General features: G+C 45.1%; 31 protein-coding genes and 1 pseudogene. 30 read left to right on the forward strand and 2 right to left on the reverse strand.

The genetic code is table 11. The annotated features are described in order from the left end of the window. The 29 genes and pseudogenes from ED652_RS10355 to rplQ form a co-directional block, all read left to right on the forward strand. A pseudogene (locus ED652_RS10355) lies at nt 1–65 on the forward strand (elongation factor Tu); the annotation flags it as partial. Nucleotides 66–543: 478 nt separating this feature from the next. Then, entirely contained in the window at nt 544–855 is a 312-nt protein-coding gene (gene rpsJ / locus ED652_RS10360) for a 30S ribosomal protein S10 (protein ID WP_004736761.1), read from the forward strand. 14 nt (nt 856–869) lie between these two features. Then, on the forward strand, nt 870–1499 hold the full coding sequence (rplC, locus tag ED652_RS10365; protein ID WP_004736763.1) for a 50S ribosomal protein L3: 630 nt from the start codon (nt 870–872) through the stop codon (nt 1497–1499). A 16-nt stretch (nt 1500–1515) separates the two neighbouring features. Next, on the forward strand, nt 1516–2118 hold the full coding sequence (rplD, locus tag ED652_RS10370) for a 50S ribosomal protein L4 (RefSeq protein WP_017104673.1): 603 nt from the start codon (nt 1516–1518) through the stop codon (nt 2116–2118). Beyond that, nucleotides 2115–2417: a 50S ribosomal protein L23 gene (gene rplW, locus ED652_RS10375; RefSeq protein ID WP_004738802.1), complete on the forward strand. Its 303-nt coding sequence runs from the start codon at nt 2115–2117 to the stop codon at nt 2415–2417. Before rplD ends, rplW begins: the two co-directional genes overlap by 4 nt. 14 nt (nt 2418–2431) lie before the next feature. Next, a complete protein-coding gene (gene rplB, locus ED652_RS10380; RefSeq protein ID WP_017104674.1) occupies nt 2432–3256 on the forward strand; it encodes a 50S ribosomal protein L2 in 825 nt (274 codons plus the stop codon). A gap of 19 nt (nt 3257–3275) precedes the next feature. Next, entirely contained in the window at nt 3276–3554 is a 279-nt protein-coding gene (gene rpsS, locus ED652_RS10385; RefSeq protein ID WP_004736729.1) for a 30S ribosomal protein S19, read from the forward strand. Nucleotides 3555–3564: 10 nt separating this feature from the next. Next, the gene (rplV, locus tag ED652_RS10390) at nt 3565–3897 is read left to right on the forward strand and encodes a 50S ribosomal protein L22 (protein ID WP_004736732.1); all 333 of its coding nucleotides are present in this window, start codon (nt 3565–3567) and stop codon (nt 3895–3897) included. Between the two features lie 18 nt (nt 3898–3915). Continuing rightward, nucleotides 3916–4614 (forward strand): 30S ribosomal protein S3, encoded by a 699-nt coding sequence (gene rpsC / locus ED652_RS10395; RefSeq protein WP_004736734.1) that lies wholly within the window; start codon nt 3916–3918, stop codon nt 4612–4614. Between the two features lie 11 nt (nt 4615–4625). After that, complete coding sequence (rplP, locus tag ED652_RS10400) at nt 4626–5036, forward strand: 50S ribosomal protein L16 (protein ID WP_004736736.1); 411 nt, start codon at nt 4626–4628, stop codon at nt 5034–5036. Further along, nucleotides 5036–5227, forward strand: a complete 192-nt coding sequence (gene rpmC, locus ED652_RS10405; protein WP_004736737.1) for a 50S ribosomal protein L29 — start codon at nt 5036–5038, stop codon at nt 5225–5227. Before rplP ends, rpmC begins: the two co-directional genes overlap by 1 nt. Continuing rightward, on the forward strand, nt 5227–5481 hold the full coding sequence (rpsQ, locus tag ED652_RS10410) for a 30S ribosomal protein S17 (RefSeq protein WP_004736739.1): 255 nt from the start codon (nt 5227–5229) through the stop codon (nt 5479–5481). The genes rpmC and rpsQ overlap by 1 nt, the downstream gene beginning before the upstream one ends. A 161-nt stretch (nt 5482–5642) precedes the next feature. Next, entirely contained in the window at nt 5643–6014 is a 372-nt protein-coding gene (gene rplN, locus ED652_RS10415; protein ID WP_004736740.1) for a 50S ribosomal protein L14, read from the forward strand. Nucleotides 6015–6025: 11 nt separating this feature from the next. Beyond that, nucleotides 6026–6343 carry a 50S ribosomal protein L24 gene (rplX, locus tag ED652_RS10420; protein ID WP_017108547.1) on the forward strand — a complete coding sequence of 106 codons (318 nt, stop codon included), beginning with the start codon at nt 6026–6028 and terminating at the stop codon, nt 6341–6343. A 24-nt stretch (nt 6344–6367) separates the two neighbouring features. After that, nucleotides 6368–6907, forward strand: coding sequence for a 50S ribosomal protein L5 (gene rplE / locus ED652_RS10425; RefSeq protein ID WP_004738790.1), 540 nt, complete (start codon nt 6368–6370; stop codon nt 6905–6907). Between the two features lie 16 nt (nt 6908–6923). Beyond that, nucleotides 6924–7229, forward strand: coding sequence for a 30S ribosomal protein S14 (rpsN, locus tag ED652_RS10430; protein ID WP_004736747.1), 306 nt, complete (start codon nt 6924–6926; stop codon nt 7227–7229). A gap of 29 nt (nt 7230–7258) precedes the next feature. Continuing rightward, a complete protein-coding gene (gene rpsH, locus ED652_RS10435) occupies nt 7259–7651 on the forward strand; it encodes a 30S ribosomal protein S8 (protein ID WP_017104676.1) in 393 nt (130 codons plus the stop codon). 10 nt (nt 7652–7661) lie between these two features. Then, nucleotides 7662–8195 (forward strand): 50S ribosomal protein L6, encoded by a 534-nt coding sequence (rplF, locus tag ED652_RS10440; RefSeq protein WP_017104677.1) that lies wholly within the window; start codon nt 7662–7664, stop codon nt 8193–8195. 9 nt (nt 8196–8204) lie between these two features. After that, nucleotides 8205–8558, forward strand: coding sequence for a 50S ribosomal protein L18 (rplR, locus tag ED652_RS10445; protein ID WP_017104678.1), 354 nt, complete (start codon nt 8205–8207; stop codon nt 8556–8558). 14 nt (nt 8559–8572) lie between these two features. Beyond that, a complete protein-coding gene (rpsE, locus tag ED652_RS10450; RefSeq protein WP_004736754.1) occupies nt 8573–9073 on the forward strand; it encodes a 30S ribosomal protein S5 in 501 nt (166 codons plus the stop codon). 7 nt (nt 9074–9080) lie between these two features. Continuing rightward, nucleotides 9081–9257, forward strand: a complete 177-nt coding sequence (rpmD, locus tag ED652_RS10455; RefSeq protein WP_004736756.1) for a 50S ribosomal protein L30 — start codon at nt 9081–9083, stop codon at nt 9255–9257. A gap of 5 nt (nt 9258–9262) precedes the next feature. Continuing rightward, on the forward strand, nt 9263–9697 hold the full coding sequence (gene rplO / locus ED652_RS10460; protein ID WP_004736758.1) for a 50S ribosomal protein L15: 435 nt from the start codon (nt 9263–9265) through the stop codon (nt 9695–9697). A gap of 20 nt (nt 9698–9717) precedes the next feature. Next, nucleotides 9718–11052 carry a preprotein translocase subunit SecY gene (secY, locus tag ED652_RS10465; RefSeq protein WP_004736759.1) on the forward strand — a complete coding sequence of 445 codons (1335 nt, stop codon included), beginning with the start codon at nt 9718–9720 and terminating at the stop codon, nt 11050–11052. A gap of 39 nt (nt 11053–11091) precedes the next feature. Next, nucleotides 11092–11205: a 50S ribosomal protein L36 gene (gene rpmJ / locus ED652_RS10470; RefSeq protein ID WP_000868186.1), complete on the forward strand. Its 114-nt coding sequence runs from the start codon at nt 11092–11094 to the stop codon at nt 11203–11205. Nucleotides 11206–11353: 148 nt separating this feature from the next. Continuing rightward, the gene (rpsM, locus tag ED652_RS10475; protein ID WP_004738779.1) at nt 11354–11710 is read left to right on the forward strand and encodes a 30S ribosomal protein S13; all 357 of its coding nucleotides are present in this window, start codon (nt 11354–11356) and stop codon (nt 11708–11710) included. A gap of 19 nt (nt 11711–11729) precedes the next feature. Then, nucleotides 11730–12119: a 30S ribosomal protein S11 gene (gene rpsK, locus ED652_RS10480; RefSeq protein ID WP_004738778.1), complete on the forward strand. Its 390-nt coding sequence runs from the start codon at nt 11730–11732 to the stop codon at nt 12117–12119. Nucleotides 12120–12150: 31 nt separating this feature from the next. After that, on the forward strand, nt 12151–12771 hold the full coding sequence (gene rpsD / locus ED652_RS10485; RefSeq protein WP_017076303.1) for a 30S ribosomal protein S4: 621 nt from the start codon (nt 12151–12153) through the stop codon (nt 12769–12771). Between the two features lie 22 nt (nt 12772–12793). Then, nucleotides 12794–13786 carry a DNA-directed RNA polymerase subunit alpha gene (gene rpoA, locus ED652_RS10490; protein ID WP_004729813.1) on the forward strand — a complete coding sequence of 331 codons (993 nt, stop codon included), beginning with the start codon at nt 12794–12796 and terminating at the stop codon, nt 13784–13786. A gap of 24 nt (nt 13787–13810) precedes the next feature. Beyond that, entirely contained in the window at nt 13811–14191 is a 381-nt protein-coding gene (gene rplQ, locus ED652_RS10495; protein ID WP_004729812.1) for a 50S ribosomal protein L17, read from the forward strand. Between the two features lie 301 nt (nt 14192–14492). On the opposite strand, the gene ED652_RS10500 is transcribed toward rplQ, so the two are convergent. Together ED652_RS10500 and ED652_RS10505 are read right to left on the reverse strand one after the other, a co-directional pair. Continuing rightward, nucleotides 14493–14987, reverse strand: a complete 495-nt coding sequence (locus tag ED652_RS10500; protein ID WP_122054691.1) for a DUF2780 domain-containing protein — start codon at nt 14985–14987, stop codon at nt 14493–14495. A gap of 134 nt (nt 14988–15121) precedes the next feature. Further along, entirely contained in the window at nt 15122–15742 is a 621-nt protein-coding gene (locus tag ED652_RS10505) for an FKBP-type peptidyl-prolyl cis-trans isomerase (RefSeq protein ID WP_017107729.1), read from the reverse strand. A 213-nt stretch (nt 15743–15955) separates the two neighbouring features. On the opposite strand from ED652_RS10505, the gene ED652_RS10510 reads away from it, so the two are divergent. Continuing rightward, complete coding sequence (locus ED652_RS10510) at nt 15956–16540, forward strand: LysM-like peptidoglycan-binding domain-containing protein (RefSeq protein WP_065104202.1); 585 nt, start codon at nt 15956–15958, stop codon at nt 16538–16540. Nucleotides 16541–16564: the final 24 nt, after the last annotated feature.

Genomic DNA, 16564 nt, shown 5'->3' on the forward strand with positions numbered 1-16564 from the left:
GTTTCGCAATCCGCGAAGGTGGCCGTACAGTTGGTGCTGGTGTTGTAGCTAAAATCTTCGCTTAATCGCGTATTGATTTTGCACACTCTTCATTAGAAGAACTGCATTAAAAAAGGGAAGCTTCGGCTTCCCTTTTATTTTTCTAACCTTTTTCGTTTCTACAATTCCCCAAGTGTTCCCCGTTCTTTGCTATTCGACTTTCGTCATTCAGCTACCATCGATTGCTTCCATCAAATATATTCCGATTATTTTTCCAACGCCACTTGCATACCAAAATGTGATCTGTATAATGCATCGCACTGGCTAACGCCGGTTTGTGAACCAATGAGCACTGAGGAGTAGGTCTTACCTAGTAATGTATACTCAGCTTATGTTCGCGGTTAATAAAAATAGTAAACCTTGTGTTTACTTCAAAAGTTAACTGACAATGCGTCCTGATTTTGGATGCTACGGTTTCACATAAATCAATCGGCATTCTCTCGTTCTTTCGAGCTTGAGTGGCGATATTGTTTGTGTAATTTTTAATAATTGGAGCTCTGTCTCATGCAGAACCAACGTATTCGTATCCGCCTTAAAGCGTTTGATTACAAGTTAATCGATGCTTCAACTGCGGAAATCGTTGAAACAGCAAAACGTACTGGCGCACAGGTTCGTGGTCCTATTCCACTTCCTACTCGTAAAGAGCGTTTCACTGTTCTTACCTCTCCACACGTCAACAAAGATGCACGTGACCAGTACGAAATTCGTACTCACAAGCGTTTGATCGACATCGTTGAGCCAACAGATAAAACTGTTGATGCTCTAATGCGTCTTGATCTTGCAGCTGGCGTTGATGTTCAAATCAGCCTAGGTTAAGGGAGATAAGAATAATGATTGGTCTAGTCGGACGTAAAGTGGGTATGACCCGCGTATTTACCGAAGAAGGCGTTTCTATCCCAGTAACTGTTGTTGAGGTTGAAGCGAACCGTATTTCTCAAGTTAAAACTCTTGAGACAGACGGCTACGCAGCAATCCAAGTAACTACTGGTGCTAAGAAAGCTAACCGTGTAACTAAACCTGAAGCTGGTCACTTCGCGAAAGCGGGTGTTGAAGCAGGTCGCGGTCTTTGGGAATTCCGTTTAGAAAACGGCGAAGAGTTTGAAGTTGGCGCTGAGCTAAACGTAGAACTTTTCAACGAAATTAAAAAAGTAGACGTTACTGGTACATCTAAAGGTAAAGGCTTCCAAGGCGCTATCAAGCGTTGGAACTTCTCTACTCAAGATATGACTCACGGTAACTCTTTGTCTCACCGCGCACCGGGTTCAATTGGCCAATGTCAAACTCCAGGCCGCGTGTTTAAAGGCAAGAAAATGGCAGGTCACATGGGTGCTGAGCGTGTAACGACTCAAAACCTAGAGATCGTACGTGTTGACGCTGAGCGCAATCTACTCCTTATTAAAGGTGCAGTACCAGGCTCAACAGGCGGTAACGTGATCGTAAAACCTGCTGTTAAAGCATAACGTCTAGGAGTAAGTAATGGAATTGATGGTTAAAGGTGCTGATGCACTAACTGTTTCCGAGACTACTTTCGGACGTGACTTTAACGAAGCTCTAGTACATCAAGTAGTTGTTGCGTATGCAGCAGGTGCTCGTCAAGGTACTCGTGCTCAAAAGACTCGTTCTGAAGTATCAGGCGGCGGTGCTAAGCCATGGCGCCAAAAAGGTACTGGCCGTGCACGTGCTGGTACAATTCGTAGCCCAATCTGGCGTACAGGTGGTGTTACTTTTGCTGCGAAACCACAAGATCACAGCCAAAAAGTTAACAAGAAAATGTACCGCGGTGCTATGAAAAGCATTCTTTCTGAGTTGATTCGTCAAGAGCGTCTAATCGTTGTTGATAACTTCTCTGTAGAAGCACCAAAAACAAAAGAACTTTTAGCTAAGCTTAATGAGCTTCAGCTTAATGACGTTCTGATTGTAACTGGCGAAGTAGATGAAAATCTATTCTTAGCTGCTCGTAACCTGTACAAAGTTGACGCACGTGACGTTGCTGGTATTGATCCAGTATCTCTAATTGCATTCGACAAGGTTCTAATGACTGCTGACGCAGTTAAGCAAGTTGAGGAGATGCTAGCATGATCACTGAAGAACGTATCTTAAAAGTTCTACGTGCTCCGCACATCTCTGAAAAAGCAACTATGGCGGCTGAGAAAGCGAACACTATCGTTTTCAAAGTAGCTAAAGATGCAACTAAGAAAGAGATCAAAGCAGCTGTAGAAAAGCTATTTGAAGTTGAAGTTAAGTCAGTAAATACTCTTGTACAAAAGGGTAAGACCAAACGTCAAGGTATGCGTGAAGGCCGTCGTTCAGACGTGAAAAAAGCCTACGTTACTTTGAAAGAAGGTCAAGATCTTGACTTCGTTGGCGGCGCGGAATAACAGGAGTAGTAAAAATGGCTATTGTTAAATGTAAGCCGACTTCCCCTGGTCGTCGTCACGTCGTTAAAGTTGTTAACGCTGACCTGCACAAGGGTAAGCCATACGCACCACTTCTAGAGAAAAACTCTAAGAACGGTGGTCGTAACAACAACGGTCGTATCACAGTACGTCACATCGGTGGTGGTCATAAGCACCATTACCGTTTGATTGACTTCAAACGTACTAAAGACGGTATCCCAGCGAAAGTTGAGCGTTTAGAATACGATCCAAACCGTAGTGCTAACATCGCTCTAGTTCTGTACGCAGACGGTGAGCGTCGTTACATCATTGCACCTAAAGGTGTTAACGCAGGTGACCAGATTCAATCTGGTTCTGATGCGCCAATCAAAGCAGGTAACACTCTGCCGATGCGCAACATCCCAGTAGGTTCTACTGTACACTGTGTTGAACTTAAGCCTGGTAAAGGTGCTCAACTAGCTCGTTCGGCTGGTGCATATGTACAAATCATCGCTCGCGATGGTGCATACGTAACTATCCGTCTACGTTCTGGTGAGATGCGCAAAGTACTTTCTGAAGGTCGTGCAACGATCGGTGAAGTTGGTAACTCTGAGCATATGCTACGTGAACTTGGTAAAGCTGGTGCTTCACGCTGGCGCGGCGTACGTCCAACCGTACGTGGTGTAGTAATGAACCCGGTGGATCACCCACATGGTGGTGGTGAAGGCCGCACATCTGGTGGTCGTCACCCAGTTTCTCCTTGGGGCGTTCCTACTAAGGGCTTCAAGACTCGTAAGAACAAACGCACTGACAAGTACATCGTACGTCGTCGTAATAAATAATCTATAAAGAGGAATCGCCATGCCACGTTCTCTCAAGAAAGGTCCTTTTATTGACCTACACTTGCTGAAGAAGGTAGAGAAAGCGGTGGAAAGCGGAGACAAAAAGCCTATTAAGACTTGGTCCCGTCGCTCAATGATCATCCCAACAATGATTGGTTTGACCATCGCTGTCCATAATGGTCGTCAGCACGTTCCAGTTTTCGTTACCGAAGAAATGATCGGTCACAAACTGGGCGAATTTGCACCAACTCGTACTTATCGCGGTCATGCTGCAGATAAGAAAGCTAAGAAGAAATAAGGAGTAGATGATGGAAGCTTTAGCTAAACATAACTTTGCTCGTATTTCTCCACAGAAAGCTCGCTTAGTTGCAGACCAAATTCGCGGTAAGTCGGTAGACCAGGCTCTAGAAATTCTAACTTTCAGCAACAAAAAAGCTGCTGTACTAGTTAAGAAAGTTCTTGAGTCAGCTATCGCTAACGCGGAACATAACGAAGGTGCAGATATCGACGATCTAAATGTCGCTAAAATCTTCGTAGATGAGGGCCCTATCATGAAGCGCATTATGCCTCGTGCTAAAGGTCGTGCGGATCGTATCTTGAAGCGTTCAAGCCACATCACTATTGTTGTAGCAGATCGCTAAAGACTAGGAGATTAAGCAATGGGTCAGAAAGTACATCCTAATGGTATTCGTCTTGGCATCGTTAAGCCTTGGAATGCTACATGGTTTGCTAATACCAACGAATTCGCTGACAACCTAGACGGCGACTTCAAGGTACGTCAGTTCCTTACTAAGGAACTACAAAAAGCATCATTATCTCGTATCGTTATCGAGCGTCCAGCTAAGAGCATCCGTGTGACTATTCACACTGCTCGCCCTGGCGTTGTTATCGGTAAGAAAGGTGAAGACGTAGAGAAACTACGTGCAGCTGTAGCTAAAATCGCAGGTGTACCAGCGCAGATTAACATCGCTGAAGTACGTAAACCTGAGTTAGATGGTCAGCTTGTAGCTGATAGCATCGCGTCTCAACTAGAGCGTCGTGTTATGTTCCGTCGTGCAATGAAGCGTGCGGTACAAAATGCTATGCGTCTAGGCGCTAAAGGCATCAAAGTACAAGTAGGCGGCCGTCTTGGCGGCGCTGAAATCGCACGTTCAGAGTGGTACCGTGAAGGCCGTGTGCCTCTACACACTCTACGTGCAGACATTGATTACGCAACTTCTTCGGCTCACACTCAATACGGTGTGATCGGCATTAAAGTTTGGATCTTCAAAGGTGAGATTCTAGGCGGTATGCCAGCTGCTAACGCAGTAGAGCCTAAAGGCGATAAGCCTAAGAAGCAGCGTAAAGGCCGTAAGTAAGGAGTCGAACGATGCTACAACCAAAACGTACTAAGTTCCGCAAGGTTATGACTGGTCGTAACCGTGGTCTAGCTAAAGGTACTGAAGTGAGCTTCGGCGAATTCGGTCTTAAAGCTGTTGGCCGTGGTCGTCTGACTGCACGTCAAATCGAAGCGGCACGTCGTGCTATGACACGTCACATTAAGCGTCAAGGTCAAATCTGGATCCGTGTGTTCCCAGACAAACCGATTACTGAAAAGCCTCTTGAAGTTCGTCAAGGTAAAGGTAAAGGTTCAGTTGCGTACTGGGTTGCTCAAATCCAACCAGGCAAAGTTATGTACGAGATGAATGGCGTACCTGAAGAGTTGGCACGTGAAGCGTTCCGCCTAGCGGCACGTAAACTGCCTGTTAAAACTACTTTTGTAACTAAGCAGGTGATGTGATGAAAGCACAAGATCTACGCGAAAAGAACGTTGAAGAGCTTAACGCTGAGCTATTGAATTTGCTACGTGAACAGTTTAACTTGCGCATGCAAGCTGCAACTGGTCAACTACAGCAAACTCATACTCTAAAAGCTGTACGCCGTGACATCGCACGTGTGAAAACTGTTTTGACTGAAAAGGCAGGCGCATAATGAGCGAAACTAACCGCATCCAGCAAGGCCGTGTAGTAAGTGACAAGATGGACAAGTCTATCGTTGTTGCTATTGAGCGTACTGTAAAACACCCAATTTACGGTAAGTTCATCAAACGCACGACTAAAGTACACGCACACGACGAAGACAACACTTGTGGCCTAGGCGACAAAGTTGAAATCGCTGAGTGTCGTCCTCTGTCTAAGACTAAGTCTTGGACATTGGTTAAAGTTCTAGAAAAAGCGAAGATTTAATCTTTGTAATTCTATGACTTAAAGCGGCTCCAAATAATTTTTTGGAGCCGCTTGTTTTTTGTCTACCCAATTTAAAAAAAGGGTGGTACAATTCGCGTCCCTTTTAAAGAGGCAGCCCGACCCGAGAGGGTCTAGTTTTAATATTTAGCGGAGCACTAACAATGATCCAGATGCAAAGTACACTTGACGCAGCAGATAACTCTGGCGCGCGCAAGGTAATGTGTATTAAGGTTCTGGGTGGCTCTCACCGCCGTTATGCACATATCGGTGACGTCATCAAGGTTACAGTGAAGGAAGCGATTCCTCGCGGTAAAGTAAAGAAAGGTGATGTTCTGAAGGCGGTAGTAGTGCGCACCCGTAAAGGCGTTCGTCGCCCAGACGGTTCTGTCATTCGCTTCGACAGTAATGCTTGTGTATTGTTAAATGACACTACTGAGCAACCAGTCGGCACACGTATCTTTGGTCCTGTGACTCGTGAACTTCGTAACGCGAAATTCATGAAGATTGTATCACTAGCACCTGAAGTTCTGTAAGGAGCGGCAACATGGCAGCTAAAATCCGTCGTAATGACGAAGTAATCATTCTTGCTGGTAAAGATAAAGGCAAGAAAGGTAAAGTAACTAAGGTTCTGACAACTGGTAAAGTTGTTGTTGAAGGCATCAATCTTGTTAAAAAACACCAAAAGCCGGTTCCGGCTCTAGGTCAACAAGGTGGCATCGTTGAACAAGAAGCAGCTATTGATGCTTCTAACGTTGCAGTCTTTAACACGGCTACTGGTAAAGCAGACCGTATCGGTTTCCGTATCGAAGATGGTAAGAAAGTTCGTTTCTTCAAATCTAACGGCGAAACTGTTTCTAACTAATTAGAAGTAATTTGGAGTTCTACTATGGCGAAACTGCATGATTACTACAAGTCGTCTGTAGTCGCTGAGCTTACCAAAGAGTTCAGCTACACAAGCGTCATGCAAGTCCCTAGGATTGAGAAAATCACCCTAAACATGGGCGTTGGTGAAGCAATCAACGATAAGAAACTGCTAGAAAACGCAGCAGCTGATATGGCAACGATCTCTGGTCAGAAGCCACTTATCACTAAAGCGCGTAAATCTGTAGCTGGTTTCAAAATTCGTGAAGGCTACCCAATCGGTTGTAAAGTAACCTTGCGTGGTGAGCGCATGTGGGAATTTTTAGAGCGTTTAATCTCTATCGCACTTCCACGTGTACGTGATTTCCGTGGTGTTAGCGCTAAGTCTTTTGACGGACGCGGTAACTACAGCATGGGCGTTCGCGAGCAAATCATCTTTCCGGAAATCGACTACGATAAAGTCGATCGTGTCCGCGGTCTTGATATTACTATCACGACATCTGCGGGATCCGATGAGGAAGGCCGAGCTCTGCTGGCTGCCTTTAACTTCCCATTCCGTAAGTAAGGGTAGGGTTACTGTTATGGCTAAACAATCAATGAAAGCACGTGAAGCTAAACGTGCAAAACTAGTAGTTAAGTTCGCTGAAAAGCGTTCTGCGCTAAAAGTTATCATTAGCGATGTAAACGCATCTGAAGAAGATCGTTGGAATGCGGTTCTTAAACTGCAATCTCTTCCACGTGATTCAAGTGCATCACGTCAGCGCAACCGTTGCAACCAAACTGGTCGTCCACACGGTTACCTACGTAAATTCGGTCTAAGCCGTATTAAGGTTCGCGAAGCTTGCATGAAAGGCGAGATTCCGGGTCTTCGTAAGGCTAGCTGGTAATTGCCACTTAATCATTTGGAGTAAATCTTATGAGCATGCAAGATCCGATTTCGGATATGCTGACCCGAGTTCGCAACGGTCAGGCAGCAAACAAAGTTGCTGTAAAAATGCCTTCTTCAAAGCTTAAAGTTGCAATTGCTGCATTACTTAAAGCTGAAGGTTACATCGTAGACTTCGCTGTTGACGGCGAAGCAAAACCTGAGCTAGAAGTTACTCTTAAGTACTTCCAAGCTAAACCTGTAATCGAGCAAATCAAGCGTGTATCACGTCCTGGTCTAAGAGTTTATAAGAATAAAGACTCTTTACCTACAGTGATGGGTGGTCTTGGTATTGCAGTTGTTTCTACTTCCAAGGGTCTGATGTCTGACCGTGCTGCTCGTAAAGCAGGTCTTGGCGGTGAAATCATCTGTTACGTAGCTTAAGGAGTAGATTATGTCTCGTGTTGCTAAAGCACCTGTCGCTATTCCAGCTGGCGTAGAGGTGAAACTAAACGGCCAAGAAGTTACTGTAAAAGGTAGCAAAGGTGAGCTTACTCGCGTTCTTAACAGCGCCGTAGTTATTGCACAGGAAGAAACCAACCTTACTTTCGGTCCGAAAGAAGGCGTTACTAACGCATGGGCACAGGCTGGTACAGCTCGCGCTCTAGTTAATAACATGGTTGTGGGTGTTACTGAGGGCTTCACTAAGAAGCTAACTCTTAAGGGTGTTGGTTACCGTGCTGCTATGAAAGGCAATACTGTAGCTCTAACTCTTGGTTTTTCTCACCCAGTAGAGCACGCTCTACCTGAAGGTATTAAAGCTGAGTGCCCTAGCCAAACTGAGATCATCATTACTGGTTGCGATAAGCAAGTAGTAGGTCAAGTTGCGGCTGACATTCGTTCTTACCGTGCTCCTGAGCCTTACAAAGGCAAAGGTGTTCGTTACGCAGATGAAAATGTGCGTACTAAAGAAGCTAAGAAGAAGTAAGGTATCACTATGGATAAGAAAGCATCTCGCATCCGTCGTGCTACACGTGCACGTCGTAAGATTGCAGAACTTGGCGCAACTCGCTTGGTAGTACACCGTACTCCTCGCCACGTTTACGCTCAAGTTATCTCGGCAAACGGCTCTGAGGTTATCGCAGCTGCTTCTACTGTAGAAAAAGCGATCCGTGAGCAAGTTAAGAACACTGGTAACGTTGATGCAGCTAAAGCAGTTGGTAAAGCTGTTGCTGAGCGCGCTCTTGAAAAAGGCGTAGCTACAGTTGCATTTGATCGTTCTGGTTTCCAATACCACGGTCGAGTAGCGGCGCTAGCAGATTCTGCTCGCGAAGCTGGTCTGAAATTCTAAGGTAGGGTTGGAAGATGGCTAAAGAACAACAACAAGCTAATGATTTGCAAGAAAAGCTGATCGCTGTTAACCGTGTATCTAAGACGGTTAAAGGTGGTCGAATCATGAGCTTCACTGCACTAACAGTAGTTGGTGACGGTAATGGTCGCGTAGGTTTCGGTTACGGCAAAGCTCGTGAAGTACCTGCTGCGATTCAAAAAGCAATGGAAAAAGCGCGTCGTAACATGGTTACTGTTGCGCTTAACGAAGGCACTCTTCACCACCCGGTGAAAGGTCGTCATTCGGGCTCTAAAGTTTACATGCAGCCAGCTGCTGAAGGTACAGGTGTTATTGCCGGTGGTGCAATGCGTGCCGTACTTGAAGTTGCAGGCGTACATAACGTACTTTCTAAAGCATACGGTTCAACGAACCCAATCAACGTTGTTCGCGCAACGATTGGTGCTCTAGTAGACGTTAAGTCACCAGAAATGGTTGCTGCTAAACGTGGTCTAACTGTTGAATCTATTTCGGAGTAAGAACACGATGGCAACTATTAAAGTAACTCAAACTAAAAGCTCAATTGGTCGCCTACCTAAGCACAAAGCGTGTCTTAAAGGTCTAGGTCTTCGTCGCATCAACCATACAGTAGAACTTGAAGATACACCGTGCGTACGCGGTATGATCAACAAGGTTTACTACATGGTTAAGATTGAGGAGTAATCAGAATGCGTTTGAATACTCTATCACCGGCTGCTGGCTCTAAACCTTCTAAGAAGCGTGTAGGTCGTGGTATCGGTTCTGGCCTTGGTAAAACAGGTGGCCGCGGTCACAAAGGTCAAAAGTCACGTTCTGGCGGCTCTGTTCGTCCAGGTTTTGAAGGCGGTCAAATGCCTCTAAAACAACGTCTACCTAAATTCGGTTTCACTTCTCGTAAGAGCCTAGTGTCTGCTGAAGTTCGTCTAGCTGAGCTAGCGAAAGTAACAGGTGACGTAGTTGATCTTAACAGCCTTAAAGCTGCTAACGTTATCACTAAGAACATCGAGTTTGTTAAGATCGTTCTTTCTGGTGACCTAAGCAAAGCTGTGACTGTTAAAGGTCTACGCGTGACTAAAGGCGCTAAAGCTGCAATCGAAGCTGCAGGCGGTAAAATCGAGGAATAATCTCGAGGAACGAGGTACAGATGGCTAAGAAACCAGGAAAAGATTTTCGTAGTGCTCAGAGCGGCTTAAGTGAATTAAAGTCGCGCTTGTTATTCGTAATTGGTGCACTTTTAGTATTCCGAGCCGGCTCTTTTGTGCCGATCCCTGGTATTGACGCAGCTGTACTTGCCGATTTGTTCGATCAGCAAAAAGGTACCATCGTAGAAATGTTTAACATGTTCTCCGGTGGTGCTCTTGAGCGTGCATCTATATTAGCATTGGGTATCATGCCGTACATTTCGGCATCGATCGTAGTCCAATTGCTAACTGTAGTTCATCCAGCGTTAGCGGAACTCAAGAAAGAGGGTGAAGCAGGCCGTCGTAAGATAAGCCAATATACACGCTACGGCACGCTTGTACTTGCAACATTCCAAGCTATTGGTATCGCAACAGGCTTACCAAACATGGTCGACAATCTGGTTGTTATCAACCAAACCATGTTTACGCTTATTGCTACCGTGAGTTTAGTAACTGGTACCATGTTTTTGATGTGGTTAGGTGAACAAATCACTGAGCGAGGAATCGGTAATGGTATTTCCATTCTGATTTTTGCAGGTATTGTTGCTGGATTGCCTTCTGCAATCGGTCAAACAATCGAGCAAGCGCGTCAAGGTGAATTGCATGTGCTTCTTCTGTTGTTTATCGCGGTATTGTCTTTTGCTGTAATTTACTTCGTAGTTTTCATGGAGCGTGGTCAACGTCGTATCGTCGTTAACTATGCGAAGCGTCAACAAGGTCGTAAAGTGTTTGCAGCACAAAGTTCTCACTTGCCACTTAAGATTAATATGGCAGGTGTTATACCAGCGATTTTTGCATCAAGTATTATTTTGTTCCCAGGAACATTAGCGCAATGGTTTGGTCAAAATGGTGAAAGCAGCGCGTTCGGTTGGTTAACTGACGTGTCATTAGCTCTTAGCCCAGGTCAACCTTTGTATGTAATGCTTTATGCAGCAGCTATAATCTTCTTCTGTTTCTTCTATACAGCGTTGGTGTTTAACCCACGTGAAACAGCTGATAACTTGAAGAAGTCTGGTGCATTCGTACCCGGTATCCGCCCAGGTGAGCAGACAGCGAAATATATCGATAAAGTGATGACTAGACTAACCCTAGCGGGCGCTCTATACATTACTTTTATATGTCTGATTCCTGAGTTCATGATGGTCGCGTGGAACGTTCGTTTCTACTTTGGCGGCACATCCCTACTAATCGTAGTGGTTGTTATCATGGATTTCATGGCACAGGTACAGACTCATCTGATGTCACAACAGTATGATTCTGTGTTAAAGAAAGCGAATCTTAAAGGTTACGGCCGTTAATCCGGTTGTAGCATTTAGATTCCATTACGGAGTTTAGCAATGAAAGTTCGTGCTTCCGTTAAAAAAATCTGCCGTAACTGTAAAGTTATCAAGCGTAACGGTGTCGTTCGCGTGATTTGCAGTGAGCCAAAGCATAAGCAACGCCAAGGCTAATTAGCAGAAATTTTTACTTGAAATACAAGGTAGAGTCGAGTATATTCCTCGGCCTACCTTTTGCGTGCAAAAGAAGTAGTATGCCGCAGCGTATCCATCACGGGCTTTGCTGCGGATAATTCTTTTATGAACCCCTTAGGAGTGAATAATGGCCCGTATAGCCGGCATTAACATTCCTGATCATAAGCATTCTGTAATTGCACTTACTGCAATCTACGGTATCGGTAAAACTCGCTCTCAAGCTATTCTAGCTGAAGTGGGTATTGCTGAAGATGCTAAGATCAGTGAACTAACTGAAGAGCAGATCGATCAACTGCGTGATGGTGTAGCTAAGTACACTGTAGAAGGTGATCTACGTCGTGAAGTATCGATGAACATCAAGCGTCTTATGGACCTTGGCTGTTACCGCGGTCTTCGTCATCGTCGCAGTCTACCACTACGTGGACAGCGTACTAAAACCAACGCTCGCACCCGTAAGGGTCCGCGCAAGCCGATCAAGAAATAGTCGGATAAGGTAGAGTACAATGGCAAAACAACCAACTCGCGCGCGTAAGCGCGTACGCAAGCAAGTAGCTGATGGCGTAGCGCACATCCATGCTTCTTTCAACAACACAATCGTAACTATCACTGACCGTCAAGGCAACGCTCTTGCATGGGCTACAGCTGGTGGTTCAGGTTTCCGTGGTTCTCGTAAATCTACTCCGTTCGCAGCACAAGTTGCAGCTGAGCGTTGTGGTGAAATGGCTAAAGAATATGGCCTAAAGAACTTGGAAGTTATGGTTAAGGGTCCAGGTCCAGGTCGCGAATCTACTGTTCGTGCACTGAACGCTGCTGGTTTCCGTATCACTAACATTGTTGATGCGACACCAATCCCTCATAACGGTTGTCGTCCACCTAAGAAACGTCGCGTTTAAGTTTCGTTTCTAGGAATATTGGAGAAAGATCATGGCAAGATATTTGGGTCCTAAGCTGAAGCTTAGCCGTCGCGAAGGTACTGACTTATTCCTTAAGTCTGGTGTCCGTGCGATCGATACCAAGTGTAAAATTGATAACGCACCAGGTGTACACGGCGCTCGTCGCGGTCGTCTATCTGAGTATGGCGTTCAGCTTCGTGAGAAGCAAAAAGTTCGTCGTATTTACGGCGTTCTAGAAAAACAATTCCGCAACTACTACAAAGAAGCTGCACGTCTTAAAGGCAACACAGGTGCAAACCTGCTTCAGCTTCTTGAAGGTCGTCTTGATAACGTAGTTTACCGTATGGGCTTTGGCGCTACTCGTGCTGAATCTCGTCAACTAGTTAGCCACAAGTCTATTCTAGTTAACGGTAAAGTTGTAAACGTTCCTTCTTTCAAAGTAGCGGCAAACGACGTTGTTTCTATCCGCGAGAAAGCTAAACAGCAATCTCGTATTAAAGCGGCTCTAGAAGTTGCTGAACAACGTGAAAAGCCAACTTGGATTGAAGTAGATGCTAGCAAGATGGAAGGTACATTCAAGCGTATGCCTGAGCGTTCTGACCTATCAGCTGACATCAATGAACACTTGATCGTCGAACTTTACTCTAAGTAAGGTTAAAAAAAGAGAGGACACAATGCAGGGTTCTGTAACAGAATTTCTTAAGCCGCGTCTTGTTGACATTGAACAGATCAATACGACACACGCGAAAGTAACTCTTGAGCCATTAGAGCGCGGTTTCGGCCATACTCTAGGTAATGCTCTTCGCCGCATTCTTCTATCTTCTATGCCGGGTTGTGCCGTAACAGAAGTTGAAATCGAAGGTGTGCTACACGAATACAGCACTAAAGAAGGCGTTCAGGAAGATATCCTAGAAATCCTTTTAAACCTTAAAGGTTTGGCTGTACGCGTTGCTGAAGGCAAAGATGAAGTGTTTATTACACTGAACAAATCAGGCTCAGGCCCTGTTGTTGCAGGTGACATCACCCACGATGGTGATGTAGAGATCGCTAACCCTGAGCACGTTATTTGTCACCTAACGGATGACAACGCTGAGATCGCTATGCGTATCAAAGTTGAACGTGGTCGTGGTTACGTTCCAGCTTCAGCTCGTATCCATACTGAAGAAGATGAGCGTCCAATCGGTCGTCTACTTGTTGACGCTACTTATAGCCCGGTCGATAAAATCGCCTACGCTGTAGAAGCGGCACGTGTAGAACAACGTACTGACTTAGACAAGCTTGTTATCGATATGGAAACGAACGGTACTCTTGAACCTGAGGAAGCAATCCGTCGTGCAGCTACTATTTTAGCTGAACAACTGGATGCGTTCGTAGATCTTCGTGATGTACGTGTACCTGAGGAGAAGGAAGAGAAGCCAGAATTCGATCCTATCCTACTGCGTCCTGTAGACGATCTTGAACTAACAGTTCGCTCTGCTAACTGTTTGAAAGCAGAAGCGATTCACTACATCGGTGATCTTGTACAGCGCACTGAGGTTGAGCTACTTAAAACGCCAAACCTTGGTAAGAAATCTCTTACAGAGATTAAAGATGTGCTTGCTTCACGTGGTCTTTCTCTAGGCATGCGTCTAGAAAACTGGCCACCAGCGTCAATCGCTGAAGATTAATCGAAAAGTTAGAAGGATTAGGTCATGCGCCATCGTAAAAGTGGTCGTCAACTCAACCGCAACAGCAGTCATCGCAAAGCGATGTTCAGCAACATGGCTAGCTCTCTTGTTCGTCACGAAGTTATCAAAACTACCGTGCCTAAAGCAAAAGAACTACGTCGCGTAATTGAGCCGTTGATTACCCTAGCTAAGACAGACAGTGTTGCTAACCGTCGTCTTGCATTTGCTCGCACTCGTGATAACGAAGTTGTGGCAAAACTATTTAATGAACTAGGCCCGCGTTTCGCGGCTCGCCAAGGTGGTTACACTCGCATTCTTAAATGTGGTTTCCGTACTGGTGATAAAGCTCCAATGGCTTACATTGAGCTTGTAGACCGCCCAGCTGCTGAAGAAGCTGCTGAGTAATCTATACTAGATTCTTAATACAAAAGCCGAGCATTAGCTCGGCTTTTTTGTATCTGGATTTTGTGTATTCAGAGAAAGAAACTTGCACCACGATGTTTGGCACTTGTTCTTGCCTTCTCTGCTTCATTTTTCAAAAATATCTCGTATCTCGTATCTCGTATCTCGTATCTCGTATCTCGTATCTCGTATCTCGTATCTCGTATCTCGTATCTCAAATACCTTTTCTTCCACGCACAAAAAAGAGCACCGAAGTGCCCTTACAATATTCTTCAACTAATCGCTAATCGCTAATTGCGAAGGCCTACTGCCAAATAGCGGCAAGTGAATCCATCAATCCGCTGGTTGCACCTTGAGATTGAAGTGTTTGAAGAATGATTGGTGCGAATGTTGTAATCATTGACGAATCCATACCTAACCCAGCAAACGCACTTTCAACAGCACCTTGTGAGCTTAGAACCGATGATAAGCCAGTTGATTCAAGTGAAGACATCCCAGGAATAAGCGATGCGAGCTCTTTATTGTCGGCAGAGCCAAGTGAATTTTGTGCAAGCGCCAACATTGAACCGATTCCGCCGATAGCTTGATCGCTTGTTACAGACGCTTGGTCAGCAACGGTATCAGCAAGTGGCGTTGTTTCATTTTGTTGAGACCACATATTCACCGCTGCCATCAGTGCAGTTTGTGATAGTTGGGAATAGTTGGTATCTGATGATGAACCGGTTTGTTCAGAATCGCTCGTGCTAGCGCAAGAGACTACAGCAAGGCTGCTGAGTACAGTGATGAGTATCTTCTTCATTATTCTTCCTTAAGTAATAAAGTAATCGACCTATTCACTATAAACGAAAAACGGCGATGTAGTCACATCGCCGTTGAATTATTTCAATTTTATTTGCCTATAGTATTTTGTTTTACTAAAGGTTTTTATAAAAATTAAAGAATAGCTAGAAGTTCTACTTCGAATACTAGAGCAGCAAATGGTGGGATTGCAGCACCTGCGCCACGCTCACCGTATGCTAGATCTTGAGGGATGTATAGCTTCCACTTAGAGCCAACAGGCATCATTTGTAGAGCTTGTACCCAACCTTGAATTACGCCAGTTACTGGGAATTCAGCAGGTTGACCGCGAGATACAGAGCTGTCGAAAACAGTACCGTCAGTTAGTTCGCCGTGGTAGTGAACACGTACTTGCTTGTCTGCAGTAGGGATTTCGCCAGTACCTTCAGTTAGTACTTCGTACTGAAGGCCAGACTCAAGAACTGTTACTTCTGAACGAAGAGCGTTGTCAGATAGGAAAGCTTCGCCGTCAGCAGCTGCAGCTTTAGCTAGTTCTTGACGTGCAGCTTCACCACGAGTGTGCAGCTCTTGTAGTGCGTTGTTGATTTCGTCAACTTCGATAGCTGGCATGTCACCAACTAGAGCTGTTGCGATACCAGCAGCGATTGCGTCAACGTTTAGGCCTTCAAGACCAGAACCAGCAAGTTGTTGGCCCATTTGTAGACCGATACCGTAGCTAGCTTTTTGCTCTACAGTTTCAAATTTTACTTCAGACATGAAAAGTCACTCTTTTTGTCAGTACGAAAAGGGTAAGAATACCAGTATTAGCAGCCTGAATAAACGGCTAGCCCCTGATCACTTACGCTTTACTGTGTCCAAATCACAGCTCTGTCAATTTTCTCGCTTTGGTCTCTGTTGTAGCGGAAAGATCTATACTGTTGGTACTTTGGTTTTTATACTGTAGTTATTCAATGTATAGGACGCAGTGGCATGAATCGTCGTCAAAAGAAAAAACAGAAAGTAGACCACTTAGCAGAGTTCAAGGATCGACTGAATCAGGTCAAAGAGAAATTAAGTTCGATCGATATAAAGAAAATGAAAACCTCAACCGTACAAACTTGGGGATCATTACCGAAATTACACCAACGACTATTGATGGTGATTTCGCCGATCGTATTAATCTTACTTTTCGTGCCGCTACCAGAACCTAAAGTAGACGCAGCCCCAACCACATCGCGCGTTGAGCTTGAAATTAACACCGTTGGCTTAAGCGAACAGCAAAATGCCAAGAACAGTTCATCAGAACCGAGCAACAATAACTGGCAGGAGTACCTGGTTAAACAGGGCGATACGTTGGCACAAGTCTTTCGAAACAACGATTTACCGTTGTCTGATTTGAATGCGTTAGTACGGATTGAAGGTTCAGACAAGCCGCTGAGTCAGATCAGAAAAGGTCAGCTAGTTAGATTCAAGCTAGCCGAAACTGGGCAACTGGATATTCTGCAGCTAGAGAAGGGCGACACGTCAGTGATGTTTTTCCGTTTGTCTGACGGTGGTTTTGGCCGCAGCAAATAGGTCTAATATAGAGCCATGCGCTAA

The sequence above is a fragment of the Vibrio sp. Evd11 genome, from assembly GCF_900382755.1.
Classification (GTDB): Bacteria; Pseudomonadota; Gammaproteobacteria; order Enterobacterales; family Vibrionaceae; genus Vibrio; species Vibrio lentus.

Bases quoted from the DNA above. Each gene is read 5' to 3' on its own strand.
- rpsJ (WP_004736761.1), top strand. From the start codon at position 544: ATGCAGAACCAACGTATTCGTATCCGCCTTAAAGCGTTTGATTACAAG.
- rplC (WP_004736763.1), top strand. From the start codon at position 870: ATGATTGGTCTAGTCGGACGTAAAGTGGGTATGACCCGCGTATTTACC.
- rplD (WP_017104673.1), top strand. From the start codon at position 1,516: ATGGAATTGATGGTTAAAGGTGCTGATGCACTAACTGTTTCCGAGACT.
- rplW (WP_004738802.1), top strand. From the start codon at position 2,115: ATGATCACTGAAGAACGTATCTTAAAAGTTCTACGTGCTCCGCACATC.
- rplB (WP_017104674.1), top strand. From the start codon at position 2,432: ATGGCTATTGTTAAATGTAAGCCGACTTCCCCTGGTCGTCGTCACGTC.
- rpsS (WP_004736729.1), top strand. From the start codon at position 3,276: ATGCCACGTTCTCTCAAGAAAGGTCCTTTTATTGACCTACACTTGCTG.
- rplV (WP_004736732.1), top strand. From the start codon at position 3,565: ATGGAAGCTTTAGCTAAACATAACTTTGCTCGTATTTCTCCACAGAAA.
- rpsC (WP_004736734.1), top strand. From the start codon at position 3,916: ATGGGTCAGAAAGTACATCCTAATGGTATTCGTCTTGGCATCGTTAAG.
- rplP (WP_004736736.1), top strand. From the start codon at position 4,626: ATGCTACAACCAAAACGTACTAAGTTCCGCAAGGTTATGACTGGTCGT.
- rpmC (WP_004736737.1), top strand. From the start codon at position 5,036: ATGAAAGCACAAGATCTACGCGAAAAGAACGTTGAAGAGCTTAACGCT.
- rpsQ (WP_004736739.1), top strand. From the start codon at position 5,227: ATGAGCGAAACTAACCGCATCCAGCAAGGCCGTGTAGTAAGTGACAAG.
- rplN (WP_004736740.1), top strand. From the start codon at position 5,643: ATGATCCAGATGCAAAGTACACTTGACGCAGCAGATAACTCTGGCGCG.
- rplX (WP_017108547.1), top strand. From the start codon at position 6,026: ATGGCAGCTAAAATCCGTCGTAATGACGAAGTAATCATTCTTGCTGGT.
- rplE (WP_004738790.1), top strand. From the start codon at position 6,368: ATGGCGAAACTGCATGATTACTACAAGTCGTCTGTAGTCGCTGAGCTT.
- rpsN (WP_004736747.1), top strand. From the start codon at position 6,924: ATGGCTAAACAATCAATGAAAGCACGTGAAGCTAAACGTGCAAAACTA.
- rpsH (WP_017104676.1), top strand. From the start codon at position 7,259: ATGAGCATGCAAGATCCGATTTCGGATATGCTGACCCGAGTTCGCAAC.
- rplF (WP_017104677.1), top strand. From the start codon at position 7,662: ATGTCTCGTGTTGCTAAAGCACCTGTCGCTATTCCAGCTGGCGTAGAG.
- rplR (WP_017104678.1), top strand. From the start codon at position 8,205: ATGGATAAGAAAGCATCTCGCATCCGTCGTGCTACACGTGCACGTCGT.
- rpsE (WP_004736754.1), top strand. From the start codon at position 8,573: ATGGCTAAAGAACAACAACAAGCTAATGATTTGCAAGAAAAGCTGATC.
- rpmD (WP_004736756.1), top strand. From the start codon at position 9,081: ATGGCAACTATTAAAGTAACTCAAACTAAAAGCTCAATTGGTCGCCTA.
- rplO (WP_004736758.1), top strand. From the start codon at position 9,263: ATGCGTTTGAATACTCTATCACCGGCTGCTGGCTCTAAACCTTCTAAG.
- secY (WP_004736759.1), top strand. From the start codon at position 9,718: ATGGCTAAGAAACCAGGAAAAGATTTTCGTAGTGCTCAGAGCGGCTTA.
- rpmJ (WP_000868186.1), top strand. From the start codon at position 11,092: ATGAAAGTTCGTGCTTCCGTTAAAAAAATCTGCCGTAACTGTAAAGTT.
- rpsM (WP_004738779.1), top strand. From the start codon at position 11,354: ATGGCCCGTATAGCCGGCATTAACATTCCTGATCATAAGCATTCTGTA.
- rpsK (WP_004738778.1), top strand. From the start codon at position 11,730: ATGGCAAAACAACCAACTCGCGCGCGTAAGCGCGTACGCAAGCAAGTA.
- rpsD (WP_017076303.1), top strand. From the start codon at position 12,151: ATGGCAAGATATTTGGGTCCTAAGCTGAAGCTTAGCCGTCGCGAAGGT.
- rpoA (WP_004729813.1), top strand. From the start codon at position 12,794: ATGCAGGGTTCTGTAACAGAATTTCTTAAGCCGCGTCTTGTTGACATT.
- rplQ (WP_004729812.1), top strand. From the start codon at position 13,811: ATGCGCCATCGTAAAAGTGGTCGTCAACTCAACCGCAACAGCAGTCAT.
- ED652_RS10500 (WP_122054691.1), bottom strand. From the start codon at position 14,987: ATGAAGAAGATACTCATCACTGTACTCAGCAGCCTTGCTGTAGTCTCT.
- ED652_RS10505 (WP_017107729.1), bottom strand. From the start codon at position 15,742: ATGTCTGAAGTAAAATTTGAAACTGTAGAGCAAAAAGCTAGCTACGGT.
- ED652_RS10510 (WP_065104202.1), top strand. From the start codon at position 15,956: ATGAATCGTCGTCAAAAGAAAAAACAGAAAGTAGACCACTTAGCAGAG.